27 protein-coding genes and 1 riboswitch are annotated in these 20,778 nt (G+C 39.5%); of the genes, 8 read left to right on the forward strand and 19 right to left on the reverse strand.

All coding sequences use genetic code 11. The features are described 5' to 3' along the window. Window positions 1-30 precede the first annotated feature (30 nt). The 7 genes from ACE1CA_RS08385 to smpB form a co-directional block, all read right to left on the reverse strand. Window positions 31-1,176, reverse strand: coding sequence for a hypothetical protein (locus tag ACE1CA_RS08385; RefSeq protein WP_486517717.1), 1,146 nt, complete (start codon window positions 1,174-1,176; stop codon window positions 31-33). Between the two features lie 246 nt (window positions 1,177-1,422). Further along, a complete protein-coding gene (locus ACE1CA_RS08390) occupies window positions 1,423-2,535 on the reverse strand; it encodes an LptF/LptG family permease (protein WP_413277607.1) in 1,113 nt (370 codons plus the stop codon). Window positions 2,536-2,660: 125 nt separating this feature from the next. Continuing rightward, window positions 2,661-3,389, reverse strand: coding sequence for an LPS export ABC transporter ATP-binding protein (gene lptB / locus ACE1CA_RS08395; RefSeq protein WP_413277606.1), 729 nt, complete (start codon window positions 3,387-3,389; stop codon window positions 2,661-2,663). A 59-nt stretch (window positions 3,390-3,448) separates the two neighbouring features. Then, window positions 3,449-3,976, reverse strand: a complete 528-nt coding sequence (locus ACE1CA_RS08400) for an LptA/OstA family protein (RefSeq protein WP_413277605.1) — start codon at window positions 3,974-3,976, stop codon at window positions 3,449-3,451. Between the two features lie 639 nt (window positions 3,977-4,615). Beyond that, window positions 4,616-5,032 carry a DUF309 domain-containing protein gene (locus ACE1CA_RS08405; RefSeq protein ID WP_413277604.1) on the reverse strand — a complete coding sequence of 139 codons (417 nt, stop codon included), beginning with the start codon at window positions 5,030-5,032 and terminating at the stop codon, window positions 4,616-4,618. Then, entirely contained in the window at window positions 5,029-5,397 is a 369-nt protein-coding gene (locus ACE1CA_RS08410) for a ferredoxin-thioredoxin reductase catalytic domain-containing protein (RefSeq protein WP_413277603.1), read from the reverse strand. The genes ACE1CA_RS08405 and ACE1CA_RS08410 overlap by 4 nt, the downstream gene beginning before the upstream one ends. A 344-nt stretch (window positions 5,398-5,741) precedes the next feature. Then, window positions 5,742-6,209: an SsrA-binding protein SmpB gene (smpB, locus tag ACE1CA_RS08415; RefSeq protein ID WP_413277622.1), complete on the reverse strand. Its 468-nt coding sequence runs from the start codon at window positions 6,207-6,209 to the stop codon at window positions 5,742-5,744. A gap of 207 nt (window positions 6,210-6,416) precedes the next feature. Continuing rightward, window positions 6,417-6,502: riboswitch (Glutamine riboswitch) on the forward strand. A gap of 44 nt (window positions 6,503-6,546) precedes the next feature. Here smpB and ACE1CA_RS08420 point away from each other — a divergent pair. Both ACE1CA_RS08420 and codA read left to right on the forward strand, forming a co-directional pair. Further along, window positions 6,547-6,705, forward strand: a complete 159-nt coding sequence (locus ACE1CA_RS08420; protein ID WP_413277602.1) for a hypothetical protein — start codon at window positions 6,547-6,549, stop codon at window positions 6,703-6,705. Between the two features lie 152 nt (window positions 6,706-6,857). Next, window positions 6,858-8,102, forward strand: coding sequence for a cytosine deaminase (gene codA / locus ACE1CA_RS08425; protein WP_413277601.1), 1,245 nt, complete (start codon window positions 6,858-6,860; stop codon window positions 8,100-8,102). Window positions 8,103-8,218: 116 nt separating this feature from the next. Here codA and ACE1CA_RS08430 read toward each other — a convergent pair whose 3' ends face one another. Further along, entirely contained in the window at window positions 8,219-9,469 is a 1,251-nt protein-coding gene (locus ACE1CA_RS08430) for a protein kinase domain-containing protein (protein ID WP_413277600.1), read from the reverse strand. A 364-nt stretch (window positions 9,470-9,833) separates the two neighbouring features. Here ACE1CA_RS08430 and ACE1CA_RS08435 point away from each other — a divergent pair, with 364 nt between their 5' ends. Continuing rightward, window positions 9,834-11,240, forward strand: coding sequence for a CHAT domain-containing protein (locus ACE1CA_RS08435; RefSeq protein WP_413277599.1), 1,407 nt, complete (start codon window positions 9,834-9,836; stop codon window positions 11,238-11,240). A 164-nt stretch (window positions 11,241-11,404) separates the two neighbouring features. Continuing rightward, the gene (locus ACE1CA_RS08440) at window positions 11,405-13,045 is read left to right on the forward strand and encodes a pentapeptide repeat-containing protein (RefSeq protein WP_486517718.1); all 1,641 of its coding nucleotides are present in this window, start codon (window positions 11,405-11,407) and stop codon (window positions 13,043-13,045) included. Window positions 13,046-13,098: 53 nt separating this feature from the next. Here ACE1CA_RS08440 and ACE1CA_RS08445 read toward each other — a convergent pair whose 3' ends face one another. Further along, complete coding sequence (locus ACE1CA_RS08445) at window positions 13,099-13,290, reverse strand: hypothetical protein (protein ID WP_413277597.1); 192 nt, start codon at window positions 13,288-13,290, stop codon at window positions 13,099-13,101. On the opposite strand from ACE1CA_RS08445, the gene ACE1CA_RS08450 reads away from it, so the two are divergent. Beyond that, complete coding sequence (locus ACE1CA_RS08450; RefSeq protein ID WP_413277596.1) at window positions 13,276-14,166, forward strand: Uma2 family endonuclease; 891 nt, start codon at window positions 13,276-13,278, stop codon at window positions 14,164-14,166. The two genes, ACE1CA_RS08445 and ACE1CA_RS08450, sit on opposite strands and share 15 nt — an antisense overlap. Window positions 14,167-14,176: 10 nt before the next feature. Here the strand turns inward: ACE1CA_RS08450 and ACE1CA_RS08455 are convergent, their stop codons facing one another. The 3 genes from ACE1CA_RS08455 to ACE1CA_RS08465 all read right to left on the reverse strand — a co-directional run bounded on the left by ACE1CA_RS08455 (window position 14,177) and on the right by ACE1CA_RS08465 (window position 16,071). Further along, window positions 14,177-15,046 carry a zinc ribbon domain-containing protein gene (locus tag ACE1CA_RS08455; RefSeq protein ID WP_413277595.1) on the reverse strand — a complete coding sequence of 290 codons (870 nt, stop codon included), beginning with the start codon at window positions 15,044-15,046 and terminating at the stop codon, window positions 14,177-14,179. Window positions 15,047-15,166: 120 nt separating this feature from the next. Next, on the reverse strand, window positions 15,167-15,469 hold the full coding sequence (locus ACE1CA_RS08460) for a hypothetical protein (protein ID WP_413277594.1): 303 nt from the start codon (window positions 15,467-15,469) through the stop codon (window positions 15,167-15,169). Window positions 15,470-15,525: 56 nt separating this feature from the next. Next, window positions 15,526-16,071, reverse strand: coding sequence for an isopentenyl transferase family protein (locus ACE1CA_RS08465; protein WP_413277593.1), 546 nt, complete (start codon window positions 16,069-16,071; stop codon window positions 15,526-15,528). 182 nt (window positions 16,072-16,253) lie between these two features. Between ACE1CA_RS08465 and ACE1CA_RS08470 the strand changes: the two genes are divergently transcribed. Beyond that, a complete protein-coding gene (locus ACE1CA_RS08470; RefSeq protein WP_073596871.1) occupies window positions 16,254-16,508 on the forward strand; it encodes a DUF4258 domain-containing protein in 255 nt (84 codons plus the stop codon). A 7-nt stretch (window positions 16,509-16,515) separates the two neighbouring features. Continuing rightward, window positions 16,516-16,734 (forward strand): DUF2283 domain-containing protein, encoded by a 219-nt coding sequence (locus ACE1CA_RS08475; protein WP_413277592.1) that lies wholly within the window; start codon window positions 16,516-16,518, stop codon window positions 16,732-16,734. A gap of 217 nt (window positions 16,735-16,951) precedes the next feature. Here the strand turns inward: ACE1CA_RS08475 and ACE1CA_RS08480 are convergent, their stop codons facing one another. The 4 genes from ACE1CA_RS08480 to ACE1CA_RS08495 form a co-directional block, all read right to left on the reverse strand. Continuing rightward, window positions 16,952-17,344 (reverse strand): DUF5615 family PIN-like protein, encoded by a 393-nt coding sequence (locus tag ACE1CA_RS08480; protein WP_413277591.1) that lies wholly within the window; start codon window positions 17,342-17,344, stop codon window positions 16,952-16,954. Continuing rightward, window positions 17,341-17,718: a DUF433 domain-containing protein gene (locus tag ACE1CA_RS08485; RefSeq protein ID WP_413277590.1), complete on the reverse strand. Its 378-nt coding sequence runs from the start codon at window positions 17,716-17,718 to the stop codon at window positions 17,341-17,343. The genes ACE1CA_RS08480 and ACE1CA_RS08485 overlap by 4 nt, the downstream gene beginning before the upstream one ends. Before the next feature lie 112 nt (window positions 17,719-17,830). Beyond that, window positions 17,831-18,277 carry a hypothetical protein gene (locus tag ACE1CA_RS08490; RefSeq protein ID WP_413277589.1) on the reverse strand — a complete coding sequence of 149 codons (447 nt, stop codon included), beginning with the start codon at window positions 18,275-18,277 and terminating at the stop codon, window positions 17,831-17,833. A 53-nt stretch (window positions 18,278-18,330) separates the two neighbouring features. Continuing rightward, window positions 18,331-19,251 carry a hypothetical protein gene (locus ACE1CA_RS08495; protein WP_413277588.1) on the reverse strand — a complete coding sequence of 307 codons (921 nt, stop codon included), beginning with the start codon at window positions 19,249-19,251 and terminating at the stop codon, window positions 18,331-18,333. 183 nt (window positions 19,252-19,434) lie between these two features. On the opposite strand from ACE1CA_RS08495, the gene ACE1CA_RS08500 reads away from it, so the two are divergent. Continuing rightward, window positions 19,435-19,680, forward strand: coding sequence for a hypothetical protein (locus tag ACE1CA_RS08500; protein ID WP_413277587.1), 246 nt, complete (start codon window positions 19,435-19,437; stop codon window positions 19,678-19,680). A gap of 16 nt (window positions 19,681-19,696) precedes the next feature. Here ACE1CA_RS08500 and ACE1CA_RS08505 read toward each other — a convergent pair whose 3' ends face one another. From ACE1CA_RS08505 to ACE1CA_RS08515, 3 genes are read right to left on the reverse strand one after another with little or no spacing between them, the layout of a single operon-like run. Further along, complete coding sequence (locus tag ACE1CA_RS08505) at window positions 19,697-19,933, reverse strand: hypothetical protein (protein ID WP_413277586.1); 237 nt, start codon at window positions 19,931-19,933, stop codon at window positions 19,697-19,699. A 42-nt stretch (window positions 19,934-19,975) separates the two neighbouring features. After that, entirely contained in the window at window positions 19,976-20,581 is a 606-nt protein-coding gene (locus ACE1CA_RS08510; protein ID WP_413277585.1) for a GNAT family N-acetyltransferase, read from the reverse strand. Then, window positions 20,568-20,738 carry a hypothetical protein gene (locus tag ACE1CA_RS08515; protein WP_413277584.1) on the reverse strand — a complete coding sequence of 57 codons (171 nt, stop codon included), beginning with the start codon at window positions 20,736-20,738 and terminating at the stop codon, window positions 20,568-20,570. The genes ACE1CA_RS08510 and ACE1CA_RS08515 overlap by 14 nt, the downstream gene beginning before the upstream one ends. Between the last annotated feature and the right edge of the window lie 40 nt (window positions 20,739-20,778).

The raw sequence follows: 20,778 nt of genomic DNA on the forward strand, positions 1-20,778 counted from the left end.
CAACTCTCCACAACGATAAAAGCCACAAGTTTAAGGATTTGAGAAAGTATTAATTTGACCACCACCGATAGTCCTTCCGGGAGGATTATTAGGAATTGAGAAAGGTGCTGGTGTATTTTGTACTTGATTTGGTGTTGTTTGAACAGCCGAATTAGGAATATTAGAATTAGTTACACCACTCGTGCTGGGTAATGTTTGGGTGGTATTTGGTACTTGGGGTTGATTGAGGTAAGTATAGGAATTAATTGGATTATTTGTCAACCCAGGATTGTTTATATTTGATGTTACACCAGTTGTCGGAATTGGTATTGTTTGAGTCGCGTTCCCAGAAATATTAGAATAAGGTGTCAGAGGAACGGTTCCTTGGATAGGAACTCCAGAGTTAGGAATAATTGTAGTTACTCCTGTGTAAGGGACTGTGCCTAATAAGGGAGTTAATTGATTGGGTTGTGCTATTAAATTATAGTTAGTTTGTGCTAGGGATTGGCGATCGAGTGCTGCTTGTAATGGATTAATTGCATTACCATTAGCATCAACATTTGTCCCTCGACTATAACCATTAGCACGGTCTAATGCCGTTTGCAAAGCATTAGTATTATTTAAACTTGTACTTGTGCTATTGGTTGAGTTTAGTCCCGAAGAATTATTACCCGACAGGTTAGGAAGGAAGGAATTTGTCGAAGTTTCTGCATTATTTCTTCCAGCACTATTTGGCGGGGAAAATTTGACTGAAAAGGGATTATAGTCTAAATTTCCGGCTTGCTGATTTGCTTGTTCTCCAGATGAAGTAGCAGCTTTATCTTTAGCTTGCCTTTGCTTCATGTATTGTTCAAATATATTTTCCCTTGGTTTATCTGGTGCAGCATCCAAGGTTTCGGTATTAGTAGCTAAATCATTTTCTAACACAGTAGAGATATCGATATCAGCTGCGATCGCTCTATCTTCTGGATTTATATTCGATTGTGCAGTCTGATTCTCAGCACTCTTATCGTTACTCAGAGTAGGATTATCTTGATTTTCCTCAGCTGTAAACTCTTCTAAATGGGCAAAGTAAATTCCGGCGAGGGTACTCACCGCCAATAAAAACAGAATTGTTCCCCAAACTTGAGGACGGAGTAAAGGGCGTAGTCTTGCTTTCAGATAACGGAGATGGGCAGGAGGTTGATGAGATGACATGGCTGGAAATCCAAGTAAGCTAGCAGTTAGTGATTTCATGCCCAGAGGTACTTTGTTTTTTGTAATACTTTATCCGCCAGACAAGATCTCACAAGGTATATATTTACAGGATAACTTTTATTTACCAGTATTTTATGCTTTTTTTATGAAGCTCGTCATTAAATAGTGCCTAATTTTTCCTGTAAAAAACACAATTAATTAACCATAGTATTTCTCTCCTCCTCAGTCTCCAATCCCCAGTCCCTATCAACGAGCAAGTCGCCATAATAACCAACTGCTCATAGTTATACCAAATATATTGGGTAACCAAGCGGCAATTTCGGGAGGAAGAACCCCACTCAAGCCAAAAACGTCGCCTAAAGTCATTAATAAGTAATAGACAAAAATAATTAAAACGCTAATCCCAAAACCTGTAGCTTTGTTTGTGCGTTGGGGTCGAATGCCTAAAACCGATCCCACTAAACCAAATACTAAACAAGCAAAAGGTAAAGCAATTTTTTGGTGAATCCGAATTTCTAGTTTGCGAATTTTTTTAGTGTCGTTACTCAAGCTAATTAACTTTAGTTGTTCGGTTGCTTGGGCAATATTCATTTCGGCATAGTCGCGCCCTTTTCTGGCAAAATCTAAAGGGGCGCGAGGTAATTGTAATTGTTGATGTTCAAAGCGCATAATGTGCTGATATGAGCCATCGGGAGCGACTAAATAAGTTGTACCATTGTAAAAGTCCCAAGTATTTTGAGCTTGATTCCAAACTGCTGATTCTGAGACGACAATGCCGTTAACGCCCGATCGCGATCGCTCCAATACCGTTAAACCTTTCATTCTTTCTCCGTCAAATTCCTCAGCATAAAATAACCGAGTCATCACCTCTTTTCTTTTGCCATCCGGTTGAGTTACTTTGTTATATTCAGGATAAATAATGTTACTTTCTTGGAAATCTTTTTGTTCTCTATTTAAGGCAACTTGTAAGGTTTGAGTAGCTTCATATTTAGCTGCTGGTACGACAAATTCATTCAACCAAAAACAGATTCCCGTTACTACTACTCCGAAACAAACTGCTGGCATTAATAAGCGATAAACATGAACTCCAAAACTACGTAAAGCGATTAGTTCGCTATCACTACTCAGACGACTATAAGTAATTAAAGTAGCTAACAACATTGCTGCTGGTAAAGCAAAAGCAATGAAGTAAGGTAATTGCAGTAAAAAAATCTTGATTGCTGTAGTAGGTGCTAATCCAGCATCGCTAATTTTCCGCAGTAAATCAAATAACGTGCCGATCGTCACTGCTACTGAAGAAAACAGTCCCACTCCAAACAAAAATGGCGGTAGTAATTCGGCGATCAAATAACGATCCATCACCGAAATTCCCCCTGGAAAATAGAAGAAGGCAGACTTAAATTTGGGCATTAGACAGTTGGTTTTGGTAGTTGGTAGTTGGTAGTTGGTAGTTGGTAGTTGGGATTTTTAAAGAATTAAAGCAATTATTTTTGGAAGTTTTCTCCTAAATAATACTGTCTGACTAAGGGGTTATTATAAAGTTCATCGGCACTACCGGAAGCTAAAATTTGTCCATCGCGCATAATATAAGCTCGGTCTGTGATCGCTAAAGTTTCTCTGACGTTATGATCGGTAATTAAGATGCCAATTTGCCGATCGCGCAACTTTTGCACAATTTCTTGGATTTCTGCCACAGCGATCGGATCGACACCAGCAAAAGGTTCATCCAAAAATAGGAAATTTGGCCCTTGCTTACCAGCAGCTAAAGCTCTAGCCAACTCAGTTCTGCGTCTTTCTCCCCCAGAAACTTGAATACCCTTAGTATAAGCAACTTTTTCTAAGCGGAATTCCCGTAACAAAGCTTCTAAACGTGCTTGTCTTTCCCAACGGGGGACTAGTGTTTGCTGCAAAACTAAGAGAATATTTTCTTGGACGCTAAGATGGCGAAAAATGCTCGGTTCTTGGGCTAAATATCCAATGCCTAACTTTGCCCTTTGGTGCATGGGTAAATTGGTGACATCGCGATCGTCCAGCCAAACAGTTCCTAAATCAGGACGTTCTAAACCAGTAGCAATATAAAAAGTAGTCGTTTTACCAGCACCATTTGGCCCTAGTAAACCCACAATCTCTCCTCGCCTAACGGATAAATTCACTCGGCTAACAATCTGCCGTTTGCCGTAAGACTTATGAATATTCTGTAAAACAATTTTCACACCGCTTTCTCCGCCCAGTGGCAGCCATATCAGAAAATTGTGATTGATTCTACCATTGTCTAGCGTCCTCTGGTGGGAGTATTAGATTGAGGACGGGGAGCAGTTGTGGGAACCTTGGGTGGTGGTGTAGGTTGGGCGTTTAAATTAGGGTCAGAAACGAGGTAAATTGATTCTACCTGACGATTAGCTTGGGGTACAGCAATAAATCGTCCTTCATCAATCAGATAAACCACTTGTTCGCCACGAATGGTATTACCATTTTGTAGGACGTAAACGTTACCCGTGAGAATAATCCGCCGTTCCCGGCTAAAGTATTGAGCTTGGGCAGCTGTAGCTTGAATTTGGCGGGCTGGGTAAAATAACTGTACGTTGCCCCTAGCAGTAACCACTCCCGTTTTTTGGTCTGCTTCTTGAATATCAGAACGCACAGTCAAGGGGCGACTGTCCGCAGTTGGGGGAGAAGTTTGGGCGATCGAAATTTGATCTTTGCTACTAAGTGCGATCGCACCCACAAACATCGAGGGTAACAACAACGTTAACCCGAAACGACAGAGATTATATAGAGAAAATTTAACAGCAGCCATCATAATTCACGCAAGCTTAGGAACATTAACCTAGATGGTGGTTAATCATAGCATTTCCTTTAGCTATTACAGGCGATCGAGTGTGGAAGCAAGCTCTCGAAACGAGAAAGCAAGGGGACAAGGGCGAGTTATGAGTTTTAAGTCTTGAGTTTTAAGTTATTAATTCAAAACTCATAACTAACGTAGGGACAAGGTGACAAGGAGACAAGGGAAATTTAACTCAAAACTCAGAACTCAAAACTCAAAACTTCCCCAGTCCCCGTTAAAGAATAGCTCCCCACAGATCGGCCCCTGCCAAATCGATTTCTACACCTGGATTTTGCTTCCAGCGATCGACATCATCCCGCAAAATTTCAAACTGTTCTTGGTTCATAACTTTGATAAATTCCTCAAATGACTAAAACTCTATCACCTAGAACACCAATTCAGTAATCCCAGAAACCCGGTTTCTCATCGCCGACGACAATACTGAATCGGCGTTCTAGTACCAAAAGGCACTAGGTTCCCGGACTGCAAGACAAAAGGTGAAGCTTGTAAAAAGCTTCACCTTTTTCAACTAGTAGATTATTTCTGAGACATCGCACGAGTCTAAATTGCTTTTGACTCAGCGATCGCTGTCCACGTATACTTTCATCAGTAGAATTAGACAATTTTGGCAATTTTTGGGACAATCAAACTCTGACCATCTGACAAATAAGTACCTGTATCCTTAATACTTTCGGCAAACTCGCCCACATTTTCTGCCCCAGCAGCTTGCAAAGCCGCTAACAATTCCCTACTTTCAGCAATTAACTTTTCCACATTAACCTCAGCATAATCTGGCTGATAGTAACCCAATTTATTAGTACCTTCACCCAACAAAATTACAGCCCCGCGCCAATTGCGATTGCTTAAATGATAAAGACCAACCGCAATTTGTAAAATACCTTGATAAAAAGTTTTTTGTGGCTCTGTTGCATCCATCCACAGAGCCTCCAAAGTATCATGGCAAGTGTAGTAATCACCCGAATTAAATTGAGCTACACCTTGCCAAAAATCATCAGGGATGACTTGGGTCATGCCATGCTATCTCGTAATGATTTGATGTATTCTAAAGAAATTTCTTGCTCTTTTCCAGCAAAATCATTATCTGAAGTTAAAAACAGCATACAGTGACATTCTTTGCGTTCGCGCATCGGCACGCAAGGACAATTCCAGAAACTAGCTTTAACTTCTGCTTCTTTATCTTCGTAATGACGACAAGGACAAAGTGGCGCACCAAGTTCATCTTTGTGTTTAGCTAGACCCTCGATAACAACAGCCGTAACCGAAGGTTCACTACAGAAGTAAGTACCAGTGCCTTTGGCATATTGTTCGGAAAAATGCCGCATTGCTTCTAAGCTTTTATCACTGGATTTAGTTTGGTTTTCAGTTGGAGTGTTCATGCGATCGCTTACTCTACTTTACTTTTAGTCATCAGAACTGTTTGATTTTATCGTAGGACTCACACCCAAGGAAAACTAATTACCCACCATCAAGAATTTCTATGGTAACGATTGGGGAATGGGGAATGGGGACTGGGGACTGGGGAATGGGGAATGGGGACTGGGGACTTGGAAAGCAAGAGAGACTCTTGAGAACTCTTCTTTCCCCTTGTCCCCTTGTCCCTTCGTTAGTGATGAGTTTTAAGTTTTAAGTTTTGAATTAATAACTTAAAACTCATAACTCAAAACTCATAACTCGCCCTTGTCCCCTTGTCCCCCAATCCCCAGTCCCCAGTCCCCAGTCCCTAATAACTCTTCATCGCCCGTTCCATCTCCCGCTTATCTTGGCGTTTCTTCAAATCTTCCCGCTTATCATGCAACTTCTTACCTCTACCTAGACCCACAGAAACTTTAACCAAACCCTTCTTGAGATACATCTTCAAAGGCACCAAAGTTAAACCCTTTTGTTCCACCTTACCAATTAACTTGCGAATTTCCTGCTTATGCAGCAACAGCTTGCGTGTCCGAAGTGGGTCATGATTGAAATACGCCCCACTGCCCTGATAAGGGGAAACATGGACATTCAACAGCCAAGCCTCACCATTGCGAATCAGAACATAGCCATCTCGCAGGTTACATTTCCCCTCGCGAATCGACTTAACCTCCGTCCCTTTTAACTCGATTCCAGCCTCATAAGTCTCTAGAATCTCATAAAGAAACCGAGCTTGGCGATTATCGCTAACAATTTTTGTATTTGCACTTTTCTCACTCATATTTGTCACTTTAGCGCTTAAAACCGACACTGTGGCACTTTCCCCAGGATGAAGTTTAATTAAGAAGCAACGTAAGGGGGCAGAGGCGCAGAGGCGCAGACGCACCGAGGGGCAAGGAAACTCTTTAACTCAAAACTCAAAACTCAAAACTTTTCCACTCCCACTTGACATTTTCTCGAAAAACCGTAACAATAGATACAGAAATAAATCGTTCATCTCTTTACGCACTCTGAGTCAATCAGTTTACAGTGATAAAGAGACGGAAGTAGGGAGAAATCCCGAAGGAACGCGCCTCATTTTCATCACTGCAAAACTATTACTCTTTGAGGCGAAAACCATGAGAAACTTAAATAACAACAACCAAAGCTCCGATACCGTTCAAGATAAGGCTCGTTCCTTAATGGTTAACAAGCAACGTGCTGCTAAAAACCGCCAACAAACGGTATTTAGCCGTTCTGCCGCAGAAATCGGTCTTAACGATGAAATCGGTCAATAATGCTGTAATTTAGATCCCCGACTTCTTGAAGAAGTCGGGGATCTGGCACTTTAGCCAGTCGCAGGCTAGTTAAATAAGAAATTAGTACACCTCTGATTGTTGGGGGTGTATTTTTTTATTAAATTTAAAACATTGCCACTCAGAGACTTACAATGCCATACGATTTAATCCTGCGCCAATGTCGTTTACTCAACAACGAAATAGTTGATATGGGAATTCACGACGGTTTAATTGTTGCGATTTCTTCAGAAATTGAGGAACTAGGACAGTTAGAATTAAACATTAACACTCAACTAGTCAGTTCTCCTTTTGTCGAATCTCACATACATTTAGATTCAGCCTTAACAGCAGGTGAACCTTGGTGGAACCAAAGTGGTACTTTGTTTGAAGGAATTGAAATTTGGCGAGAACGGAAACAAAATCTCTCTTTAGAAGATGTGAAAACTAGAGCAAAGGAAACTTTGAAATTGCAAGCATCGCAAGGAGTGTTATTTGTTCGCACTCATGCTGATGTGAGCGAATTTACTTTAACAGCACTAAAAGCACTTTTAGAAGTCAGAGAAGAAGTGAAAGATTGGATAACGGTGCAAGTGGTAGCATTTCCTCAAGATGGAATTTATGGGAGTCCGAAAAATGCTGAATTAATTGAAGAAGCATTAAAGTTAGGTGCTGATGTAGTTGGGGGAATTCCTCATTACGAATTAACTAGGGAAGATGGTGTTCGTTCGGTACAGCGAATTTTTGAGTTGGCGCAGCAGTACGATCGCTCGATCGATATTCACTGCGACGAAATAGATGACGATCAATCAAGGTTTTTAGAAGTGGTAGCTGCTGAGGCAATTCGCACTGGTTTAGGTGCTAAAGTAACTGCTAGTCACACTACAGCTTTTGGTTCTTACAATAACGCTTATGCTAATAAATTAATGGGGTTTTTACAAAGAACAAAAATTAACTTTATCGCTAATCCTTTAATTAATATTACTTTGCAAGGTAGGACAGATACTTATCCCAAACGACGGGGTGTAACGCGAGTCAAAGAATTATGGCAAGCAGGACTAAATGTTAGTTTGGGACATGATTGTATTCAAGACCCTTGGTATAGTTTGGGAATGGGAAATATGTTAGATGTAGCACAGATGGCAATTCATGTTTGTCAGATGACCGGAATGGCAGAAATTGATGCTTGTTATGATATGGTGACTGTGAATGGAGCGAAAACTTTAAATTTAGGTGATAGTTATGGAATTGGGGTGGGAAAACCAGCTAATTTAATTGTATTAAATGCCGAAAGTCGTTATGAGGCAATTCGTAAAAGAGCGACTGTTATTTATGTAATTTCTCAAGGTAAATTATTGGCGCATACGGAAGCACCGAAAACTGAATGGAAAAGAGTTTGATATTGTTTAGTTTTATTGGTTTTACCAATCAAAAGTTTTGATTGTAGAGACGTTTCATGAAACGCCTCTACATCTGTAACGGGTATGTTTTCCCTACACCACACTCCATCCCAATCCTATTTACTGAACCAATAACAGAGATAAGGAATTTGGCAAACTTTCTTAGTAATTTGTTCTAAAGGTTGTTGAACCATTTGTTCCATTTGTCGCATCTGCGCTGGGTCAGGTTGGGAAATATAAAAAAATCCCGATATTATTACAAAAGAATTGATGCTGATGCTGATGATGAATACTACTATTAAAGGAGAAAGTACAGGGAATTTGAAAAATCTCCTCTGCTGAATATTGATAGTCTTAATAATGTCATCAGTTGTCTGATTCAGGGAAGCTTTTATTCCTTCTAAAATTTTTTCATTAAAGTCAAGGACATTTTCTAAATCTTCTATGGGACAAGAGTAAAAGGTTAATTCTTGAGGAGTAATAGGTAAAGTTTCTGGATTCGCTAATTTATCTAGCGACTGTAAAACGTCAGCAGCGGTTTGGTAGCGTTCTTGATAAGAGTAGCACACCATTTTCTTTAAGATATTAGCTAGTTCATCGCTGACATAAGCTAAATGTTGCCAACTAATTTCCTGGCTATCTGGGTCAATTGTTAATTGTGTGGGATGTATTCCTGTCAATGCTTGAATGGCAATCATTCCCAGTGCATAAATATCGCTATTCTGTTGGGGTTGATAGGCAAGTTGTTCTGCTGGAATGTACCCTGCTGGTTGAATGTTGAAATTTATTTGGGTTTGATTTGTATTGTTTTTGAGTCTGGAAATTGGTTGAACTGCGCCAAAATCAAGTAAACATATTTGACCGTTGTCACTACGTTTAATTAAGTTATTTGGCTTAATGTCACAATGGATGATGCCTTGAGCGTGAAAGAAATCTAAGATGTTCAAAACGTCTTGTAGTAATTGAATAACTTGGGATTCTGTCCAATATTTGCTGCGATTTTGGCTGGTGGTCAATAGGTTACTAAGTAGCTGTCCAACAAAAAGTTCTTGGACTAGGTAAAATCCTTGGTCATCTTCAAAAAAAGCCAGGAGTTCGGGAATTTGGTCGTGTTGTCCTAATGTTTCTAATGTTTTGGTTTCATTGCTGAATAGCTGGCGAATAAATAGTAATAAATGCGGGTAATTTTCGGAGGGTTTTAAATGTCTAATAATTCTTTTGGGAAAATTTGGTAATAAAGTGTCTTCGGCAATGTATGTTCTACCAAAAGCTCCAGCGCTAAGTACTTGAAGTACTTGATAGCGATCGTCCAGCAAATCACCCAACATAGGACGAGTTGCTTTAATATCTAATAGGACTCTATTCATAGCTAATTAACTACAACTTGGGGTAAAATGGCTTTAATTAAATTTGGCAAAGTGCATAATTACTCTGGGAGCAATGCAACTTTAATGGCAGATGATTCTTAATGGCGGCCTTGGGAATAGGTTTCTCTATGATTATTTTCAGCATTTCATTGGCTGCTCAGGATGAAACTGGAACAGGGATTAAGTATTGGAAAAAAAGTAACATAGTTGCTGATGATTAACTTACCGGAAAATCCAAAACAACTGAGTTAATGAAATTTTCGGGAAAACTTCGGAAAAAAACTGTTGTAACTAATACCTCCGTTAGATGCTAAGGTTAAATTTTTACTATTATTGTAATTTAAATTGGTGGTAAGTCGTTACTATGAAATTCCCATCATTTGTCATATTTGTTACTGGTTTGGCAGTGGGGCTGAGTAGCACCCTTGTTAACTATAATCAAGGTGTGGCTACAGTACAGTTCTCCCGTACTGGAATTGTTAGCCATGTAACTTTGAGTAGTACGAGTAAGGCTAACTCTCCAACGTTAGGAGAACGGATTGAAAATTTAAATCCAATTGATACTGTTAATACAATTGAAAAGACTTGGGAAGGTGATTATGAAACTTATTTTAAGGCTAATCTCACGCAATCTTCCCTGAAAGCGCAACAAATATCAGCTACTTTAGGAAGGTTGGCAAACCAAACAACCAAAAGAACTGCTTTAATTTACGCAGTACCAACACCAAAAAAACTGGATTTGATTTTAGTTTTACCACAAAGAGCACCGATACGGAAGAGCGTACCAGCGGCAACTCAGGTAAATTTGGTTGGTAGTACGAAAGAATTGGTGTCGGAGATTACCGATCTGACTAAAGTTAATAGTAATAGTTATTTACCTGCGGCGAAAAGACTTTATCAGTGGATAATTACGCCTTTAGAAACGGAATTGAAAAATAATCGGATTGATACGTTAATTTTCTGTATGGGGCCGACTTTACGCAGTCTGCCAATAGCGAGTTTACATGATGGGCAGAAGTTTTTGGTAGAGAAGTATAGTATTGGGCTAATTCCGGCTTTTAATATGATCGATTTAAATCCTCGTAGTCTGAAAAATTCGCCTGTTTTAGCAATGGGTGCATCGCAGTTTAAAGAGTTGCCTCCTTTGGTTGCGGTTCCTGTAGAATTGACTACGATCGCACCGAATGCGCCTAGACAGGGTAAAAATTTTTTAAATCAAGAGTTTACGATCGACAATTTGCGATCGCAACGTGCCAGTCAACCTTTTGGTATAGTACATTTAGCTACCCACGCTCAATTCAACTCCGGCGCACCAGCAAATTCCTTCATTCAATTCTGGGACACTAAACTAACATTAGATAAAATGCGTCAACTACAGTGGAATAACCCACCTGTAGATTTACTAGTTTTAAGCGCTTGTCGCACCGCAATAGGTAATAAAGATGCGGAAATGGGATTTGCCGGAATAGCAATTCAAAGCGGAACTAAATCGGCATTAGCTAGTTTATGGAATGTCAGCGACACGGGAACTTTAGCTTTAATGAGCGAATTTTACCGTTACTTGAAAACTGCACCTACCAGAAGTGAAGCTTTACGACAAGCGCAAACAGCAATGTTACGCGGAGAAGTGCGATTAGAAAAAGGCAAATTAATCGGCCCTAATTTAGGCACTGGCATCAATTTACCACCATCATTAGTAGCTTTAGGAAATCGGAATTTTAAACATCCATACTTTTGGTCTGGTTTTACCATGATTGGTAACGCTTGGTGAAAGCTTTAGAAGTGTAAAAATCTACACACTAGAGATAGTTTACCTGGAATAATTATGTTTTGTAACAAAATTACCAACCTGTGACAAAATTCCCCGCAGCGGTTAGGATCTTTCAAGCAAACTAAATGCGGTGATGCTGCACAAATCTCTTGCGGGGAGAAATTATGAGCAAATTTCCGAACTTCTCCAGCCAAGGCTATGAAGTTGTCCAAGAACTAGGAATTAACCGAGAAGCAGGACGTATTACCTATTTGGCTAACGTCCTAAATTCCGAACAACAAGTAGTAGTTAAAGAATTCCGGTTTGCCAATTCGGGTGTTGACTGGTCTAGCTTTAAAACTTACCAAAGAGAAATAGAAGTTTTACAACAACTGCATCATCCCCGCATTCCGCGTTATTTGGACTCTTTTGAAACAATATCCGGGTTTTGTTTAGTCCAAGAGTATAAAAAAGCTCCTTCTTTAGCGGAAAGATACAGTTTTAATTTAGAAGAAATCCAGCAAATCGCAATTTCTGTGTTGGAAATTTTGGTTTACTTGCAACAGCGCACTCCACCAGTTATTCACCGCGATATTAAACCAGAAAATATTTTGGTGGATGAAGAATTAAATGCTTACTTGGTGGATTTTGGTTTTGCCAGAATTCGAGGTGGAGAATTAGCTTTAAGTAGTGTGGCTGGTGGTACGATCGGTTTTATGCCTCCAGAAGAACAGTTTGGTCGTCCCTTAACTACTGCTTCTGACCTTTATAGTTTGGGTGCAACTTTAATTTGTTTAGTCACAGGTACTCGTTCTGTAGAAGTTGGCAAATTAATTGATGACAATTATCGGTTTAATTTTCACAAATTAGTTCCTCAATTACCAGCGAATTTTGGGCAATGGTTAATGAAAATGGTGGAACCAAATGTGAAATTTCGCTACTCTGATGCAACTGTCGCTTTAACAGCTTTGCAAAAGATTGTTCAGCCGCCTGACTATATAATTCAATTGCGAAAGTTACCAGGGAAAATCAAAAGTTCTCTGAATGCACCTGTAATGGGATTAGCTACTTTAGGAGCTATCAGTTTTCTTTACGCTAGTTTAGGCAATTTTCACCAGGAAAGATCGCTACAAATCGATAATCAGCTATCAATTTCTAGTAGCAAAAATGCAGTCCGGCGATTATTTTTTACTAAGAAATGTACTAGGTGTGATTTGCGAGGGGCTGATTTACAGGGAGCAAATTTAGGCGGCGCAGATTTACGAGAAGCACAATTAGAAGGTGCTGATTTAGGTGGTGCTAATTTGTGGGGGACAAATTTAGAAAGCGCCACTATGGAAGGCGTTAATTTAGTAGGTGCAAATTTGGGAGATGCTAATTTGGAGGGGGTCAATTTAGAAGGCGCAAATTTGGGAAATGCTAATTTAGAAGCGGCTAGTTTGGGGCGGGCTAATTTGCGTAATGCTAAATTGTGGGACGCTAAATTGTGGGACGCTAAATTGTGGGATGCGAATTTGGAAAATGCGAATTTGTCAGGGGCTAATTTGCGTAATGCAAATTTAGAAAGTGCCAGTTTGGTGGGTGCGAATTTGCGTAATGCTAAGTTGCAGGATGCTAAACTTTGGGATGCAAATTTGGAAGGTGCAAATTTAGGTGATGCTGATTTGCAAGGTGCTAAGTTGGAAGGTGCTTATTTAAAAGGTGCTTTTTTGACAGGTGCTTATTTGCAAGATGCTAATCTTCGGGGTGCTGATTTACAAGGTGCTGATTTACAAGGTGCTTATTTGCGAGGTGCGACTATGCCTGATGGTAATAAGCAGGAGTAATTTGGTAGTTGGTGATTGGGTGATATTAGAACTTCCAATCACCATTTTTTGGGTTAATTAATTACCGCAACCACCACAACCTCTTCCACTACAACCACCGCTACAATTGCTACCACCGCTACGGCAAAAACAAAAAATACTAGATAATTACTATTAGTGGGTGAGGCGATAAATTCTGTAAAACTTAACTGAATTACTATAATGATTGTACAGAGTTTAATTGGTGAGTTATGCAAATCAAACATTTCAAATACCCTGTTGAGCAAAGCGATCCACCGCGTTCTCCCAGAGAAACTTTGCCCACCATGTATGATTTACCTAGCGAAAACCCGGAGGAACCTGGTTTGCCTGACGAATTTCATTACTATCAACCTGCTTTACTTAGTCAAACTTTTTGTCCGGGTAGCTACCCAGCAGAAGAAATATTTAGTGCTGGGGATATGAATCTTTACTATGATATTCGTCACCATTTGTGGTACAAAAGACCTGATTGGTTTGGGGTGGTGGGAGTACCGAAACTTTATGATAATCAGGATTTACGCTTAAGTTATGTGTTTTGGCAAGAAATGGTGAGTCCGATGGTGGTGGAATTATTGTCACCTGGGACGGAAAAAGAAGATTTGGGTAGAAGTACCAGGCTAAGTAGCGAACCTCCGACGAAATGGGAAGTTTACGAGCAGATTTTAAGGGTGCCTTATTATGTAGTTTTCGATCGCTATAGCGATCGCTTAAAAGCTTTTGTTCTCACGGCTGGTTTTTATCAAGAATTGGAGTTAGGAGAACCTAAGATTTGGATGCCACAATTGCAATTAGGTTTGGGTTTGTGGTGGGGAGAATATCAAGGAATTAATCGATCGTGGTTACGTTGGTATGATGATTCAGGTAATTGGATTTTAACTTCCACTGAACGGGAAGCTTTAGCTCAAACTCAACTGGAAGTAGAACGAGTACGCGCTGATGCAGAACGCGAACGTGCAGAAGCGGAACGAGCTCGTGCTGATGCAGAACAGGCGCGTGCAGATGCAGAACGCAAACGTGCGGAAGCGGAACGAGTGCGATCGCAGCGTCTGGAAGAACTACTCCGTTCTCACGGGATCGATCCTGATAGTTTAAATAGTTAGTAGCAATGTTTCACCGATCTTTTTTAGTTGAATCGGGTAATAGTAATCTTGGGTTAGGAGGCAATTTCCTAGTGATTTGTTGATACATTTCTGGGCGGTTGCGAGCGATCGCAACTTCTCTAAAATAGTTAATACTTACACTAATAGTCATCCCCAGAATCGAAAATGCTACTAACCTTCCTATTGTACCTCCACCAAATTGAATTAATATACTCAAGGGATCGAAAAGCAAACCACCAATAAATCCACCAATAGCACCACCAATCAAGCCAAATTTTAGATCCCCGAAAGTGTTTTCTTTAATCCCGTAAGCAATTCCTAATAAAAGTCCCAAAATACACCACCCAACAGCACGAGCAAAAATTTCCCCACTCAGGGAACGAATACTTTGTCCTATGAAAAATGAAAGGATAAAACTGTAGATAATTTGAGCAATAAAGCCTGAGATAACGCCACTAATTAAACCCAAAATTGCGCCAACTTTAAGACCATAATATAATCTAGTCTTATTTTTGCGGAAAAACCCTTCTGCGCCTCCTAAAACTGCGCCGAAACAGATGGCAAATGCTCCAATTGTTATCATTGTAGCAACTAGAGGATTTGTACTACTAACTAAGGCTCGGTTAAAGTTGACGATTTCTACTAGAAAAAATCCGATTAAACTACCAACTAATCCAACTATAAGCGGCTTTTTGTTGTTGGAGGAAAAGCCAAAGAGATAACGTTTGTAGTTAAATTCATGTCTGCAAGTAGGACAGGTTACTCGGAGTTTTTTCTTCCGCTTGGGAATACGTAACTTTTGCGAGCAGTTTTCACACAAAATGATAATTTTTACTTCGGTTTCTGCAAATTGTGGGTGATTCATGTTATGGTTTTTCATAATTGAATTACTCAGGGACTTGGACAAGATTGGTGATTTTAGCCATAGAAAAGCAAACAAAATGCTTTGGATGATTGACAATTAATGCAGGAACCAAAACAGAGGTATCAAATAAGACTTTCATAAAGCCTTATGATCCTGAATACGTTCTTCTCTTAACTCATTTATGAAAGAATTAAGATCGAAGCTTTCTGGTAATTCTGCATCTATTACTAAAATTCCTTCTTTTCGATAGATTTTAGCTTGGTTAGATTGACTTTTATTTGTTAATTCTGACTGTTCTTCAGAAGAGTTTTCGACTACTTTTTGATTCAAACTATCAATTTTTTCGGCGATAGCTTGCCAAATAAACTGTTCTGTGGAAACTCCCTGTATTCTTGCCCATTTTTCGATATTTTGTTGGAATTGAGGAGGAAATTTCATAGGAAATCATTAGTTGTGTATTCATCTAGTGTAACTCTCAGTGAAGAAACTTTTAGTTAAGCTGTTGCACTATTTTTAAACTTAATCTCATTTTCAATTGATTCAAAAAATTGCGAAATCTGTTTGGTCGATCGCAGGTGATAAACACTTTTCTTACTTTGTGCTTGCTTAATATACTCACGATATCTTGGAGTTAATTTTTTGTGACATAACCAAAGTACGCGGTAGCTAGTAAGCGAACTTCTCAAGATTGGACTATTTTGAGGCCAGCCTTCTGGCGGTTTAAAGTAACCTGTGATAAATCGTTTAGTTACCCACCAAAAATGCACATATAGCGGTAAATCGAGATAAACTAGACTATCTGCCGCATCAAGTCTTTGCCAGAGGGTTTCCATACAACCAAATCCGTCAACAATCCAGCGATCGGCATCTAAAATTTGCTGATGGGCACGCTTAAACTCTTCCTGCGGAACTTCCGTACCCCCTGATTGATATTGCATTTTGTCTAAGACGTGAAGTGGTAAACCAGTGATTTGGGATAATCTCTTGCTGAGAGTAGATTTACCACCTCCAGTATTACCAAACACCGCTACTTTTTTCATTCACCACTCTCCTTTTAGTACTTTTCTGTCGCTTCGTAAGGCAGATTTTATGTAACAGAACCTACTTGTAACATTATTGTAGTATAAAATTGAATTGTGTAGCAATCAAACAAGCTAAATAGGCTTATAGCAAAATCTGTTGAGTTAAAGGCAGAAGCTCAAAGCCGAAAAGGATAATAAAAATGAAATCTATTAGATTAACTAATCACGCTCAAGAGCAAGCGATTGAAAGGGGTACAAATGAGGCTGAAATTATTGATACCATTATTACAGGTAATCGCCAAAATGCAAAAAATGGTAGATATAAATATCAAGCGACTTTTCAGTATAATAATGATTGGCAGGGTCAGTTCTACTCTCTCAAGAAGGTAGTACCGATTGTTGCCGAGACTGATACTGAGTTAGTCGTTATCACAGTTTATACTTTTTACTTTTGAGGGATTTATGAAAATTAGTTATGATTCTGAAATTGATGCTCTCTACATTAGACTTGTAGAAGGTAAGCATGAGTGCCGCATTTTACAGTTAACGGAAGAAATAGCTTTAAATATTGGTGAAAATGAGTTATTAGTAGGAATAGAAATTTTGGACGCTACAGAAGTTTTAGGTGCAGGAAATGTCCCTAATGTAGTGTTAGAAAATATATCTTTTACTGTAGCTTAAAGAGGGAATGAGAGCGATCTAATTTTAGCAGTCAAGAATTGGCGATTATGCACAGAATGCTTTGATTGCTGAGTCTTGCTGGGACTCAATAATTGCGGTTAGTAGTGCTAGGCGATCGATCGGCGATAGCTTATAGATTTGCTCTTTCAATTCTTGTAGCAACATAGATGACTCCGATGCTTGAATTTGTTTAGTAATTATCAATTGAAACAAATTTTTATGGAATGAACAACCGACCAACTCCCATGTAGTTTTCCATATCCAATATAATTTCGATTAAACGATCGACACATTGTTCTCGGTAACTAAATTCGTCAAGGCGATCGAGATCTCCAATTGTTACTACAGGAAATGAATTTGCTGTATTCTCTTGGCGGATTACTTGTTCTAGCGAGTCCTTTCCTTTCATGTTTCGATTAGCTGTGAGAATCATCATTTGGTTTGCTTGAGCATAATTCCAGACAGTGCGATCGGTACTATCCATCGATAAACCAGCTTCTTTAAAAGTAACAAATTGAATAGGAATTAATTCCAGCCAACCAAGTTTTGCCAAAATTCCCAGGAAAACAACCGCATAACCATCAAGATTGTAATCAACTAAGAAAATCATGGTTGTTCTGAGGCACGTTTTACTTTTTGTTCCTCAAGTTTTGCCCACAAAGCCTCTTTACCTGGTTTACGGGGCATGGTAGAAATTCGATTGAAATGTTCTCGATTACGCTCTTCCCAATATTGGCGAATTTCTTGTCTATTTGCTAAAACTTCTTGATACTCTGCTTCTACTCGATCGTGATTGATTTTTAGGTAAGACAAAGCACTATTGATTTGCTCATTTGTCAGGTTTAACTTATCACGAATTAATTTAGGTGGATACTCAGCTTTTAACAAATCCATTACATCGTAAAGCGTGATTCGCGTACCTGCGATCGTCAATCCTCGCTCTGTCCGAATAATGCTTGAATTGTGATTAGATGCGATCGTCATACCAAGAATTTACTGGTTTTCTTTTCTGTTATTATATCAGCGATTTACCTAGCAGGTTTCTCAGGTTCAATCAAACTTGAAAACCCAAGAAACCCTATGTTGCTACTTTAAACTATTCATCGCGAATCAACACTCCTGTTCCACAAACTATTATATGCTTATGCTTGTAGAATTCTTCAGACAGTTTGCAAGACTCAGCATGAATTTCCTCAATTTTTTTGCGGAGAAGCTGAATTAGCGGTTGACTTTCTCTAACGAAGTTTACAACATCTGAATAAGCATAAACATGACCGTTAATTAGATGCCATCTCCGAGTTTTATAAAGTTGATCGTAAAATCGCTGAATTTGCGATCGGATGAAGATGTTGATAAAGTTATTGAGTTCCACGTCTAACGCACCCAAAGCATGAAGTTTAGCAAGAGCTTCATAAAAAAGACCGTCTACATCTCCGCCGCGAATTTCATTCAAAACATTTCGCCAAAATATATCCCAATTTGAACCAGAGTAAAGCAGAGCTTCAATTTCGTTCAGAAGACAACGAGCTTGTACAATATTCATCACAAGTCACCTAATAATTTAAAGATTGCTTATTTCAGAACTAAAAGAGAAAGCTAACTTTGAAGATATGCCATAACTTGCTGGTCAAAACTCTCAAAGAATGCAGCATCTTGTCGATGAACTTCTTCAAGCACTGCATTACGTTTGGCAAATGTATGGCGATCGATAATTTCACCAACCTGATTAACAAGTTGGAATGCACCAACAGTTAAAAGAGGTACTGAAATGATATTTAAAACAGGAATTAAAGCAGGAATAAATGCAGGAATAGCGGCAAACAATCCGCCACTCGCTGATCCTATAACAGCGCCTTCAATAGTATTTATAAAAACTGCTGCAATGGCATGATCGATTTCCATTTCACCACGTTCAACCGCCAAAAAATGCACTAAACTTGACATCAGCGTGGCAGCAACAGCGCCAGTGATTGCACCTATAGCAGCAGCATTAGCAATTTCAGCCATTGCAGCTTTAAACTGATATTTGCTATTTGCTTGATGAGGATTTTTAGCCCCTTTACTAACTTCAGAAGTGGAAACGTTGGATTCTTTAACTTTGGAATTTGTTGGTTTTCGGGTTTGTCCTTTCGGAGTTCTAATTTCCTGTTTTCCGTAAGCTCCACTGTTAGCAGCGTTATCTGCTGTCCGCGAATTAAGTTTTAGCTGTTGTTCTTTAACTAAATTGCCTGAACTTCTAGACTTAATTAGAATATCAGGTGAGTTCTTGCCGTTAATATCAGGAACCTCAACCTTATATCCGCCTCCTAAGTTGAACTGCTGATCGATCGCGTCAATGTACTCATAAGCAAATCCCTCTCTAGAAGAAGCTGGAGAATTTGCCATCCGAGACATTTTTGCTTTGAACTGAGAACCTATATCTCGAACATTTTGCGATACGAATCGAGCATCCCCATTGGCTTGAAAACTAACGCCAGCAGAGAATTGAGAATTAGCAGATTTTTCCTTATTTTTCATTTAAGTATTGACTGTGAGAGGAGGTAGCTATCAGCACATTATAGGCGATATACTTTCTCAGTGCCTAGTGTCCGGCAAGCGGGTGATTACTGCACAAATAATGTGAGATATCTTGATACAATCCTTGACAATGCTGATTTTTGGAAAGCTTATACTGAATTTCCGATCGCAAAAAGCTAAAATATGAAGACTCTCTATGCTAAGGAGATAGAAATGCAAGTCAAAGATATGACAGTTGAACAACTTAGCGATCTAATTCGGCATATTGTCGAACAATGTCTAGATGAATATTTTGGCGATCCTGATGAGGGAAAGGAAATTAAAGAAGAGGTCAGGCAACAATTGCTTGAGCAAATGAAGCGAAAAGAAGCGGGAGAACGTGGAATTCCACTTGAGGAAGTTGTTAAACAATTAGGTTTAGATTGGTAATGACTACGTTGTTGAATTAAAGGCATAAGCCCGAACTATTCTCTATTTTGCGTTCTAACATTGCAGCTACTTCTTCATCTGTCGGTGCTGGCTGGTCTGTTTTTAACAAACCTCGCATTCTTTTAATCGCAGCTGAACGATCGGATTGAGATATTGGTGTTTCTTGCAGGGACTCAATAATTGCGGTTAGTAGTGCGAGGCGATCGATCGGCGATAGCTTATAGATTTCCTCTTTCAATTCTTGTAGCAACATAGACGACTCCGATGCTTGAATGTCTTTAAAGGTGAGGCGAAGTTAATCTTCGCTTGGTTCAATATCTGGGATACTCAACAGATCGATCAATGGCTTTAGATCCAAATACATTGTGCGATAAGGCACAGATGGTGGCAAAGACTCATTTGGATCGGTAAATTGAAACCCAAACTTTTCATAAAAGCCAGATGCGTCATAAGGAGGAATAGTATCCGGGTCGTAAAGCGCATCAACTGTCATAAAGCGCACGCCAACTGTAGGTGAAACTTCAGCTGCAACGTACTCCACTGCCCATTCAACTAGACGGCGACCTGCTCCTTTAGCACGTTGATCGACCGCTAATAAACCAATTTTAATAGCTGGAAACGATCGGTACTGAACACCTTCGTCAAGTAGAATTGGTCGATCGACTTCCAGTTTATCTGCAAGTAGGGTGATGTAACCAGCCAAATTATCTTTATATCGTAAAATCCAACATTGACTGATCCGAGCGTTTATCTCTCGCTGAATGCGTCCTTGTCGCCAGTAGGTGACGAACTCACCTCGCAGACAACGAAACCCTTGACCAGAAATAGTAAGATCGGGGGTGAAATGTTCGACAGGTAGCTGAGTAAAATCAACTCCAGCAAACTTACTACTGGGCGGCATTGGCAGCTTTTTGACTATGGCGACGATCGGCAATTTTTTTAGCTAAAGCCAAAGCTGCTTCATTAGCAACATAACCGCCACTTTTAATAGCATTGGCAAGTTTTTCAACTTCGCTACCTGAAACTGGTTTGGAAACAGTATGAAGTGGGTATTTCATTTTTAAATTTGATTTACTAACTATATGAATTCTAGGCGAT

This window comes from Floridaenema evergladense BLCC-F167 (assembly GCF_041929205.2).
GTDB lineage: Bacteria > Cyanobacteriota > Cyanobacteriia > Cyanobacteriales > Aerosakkonemataceae > Floridanema > Floridanema evergladense.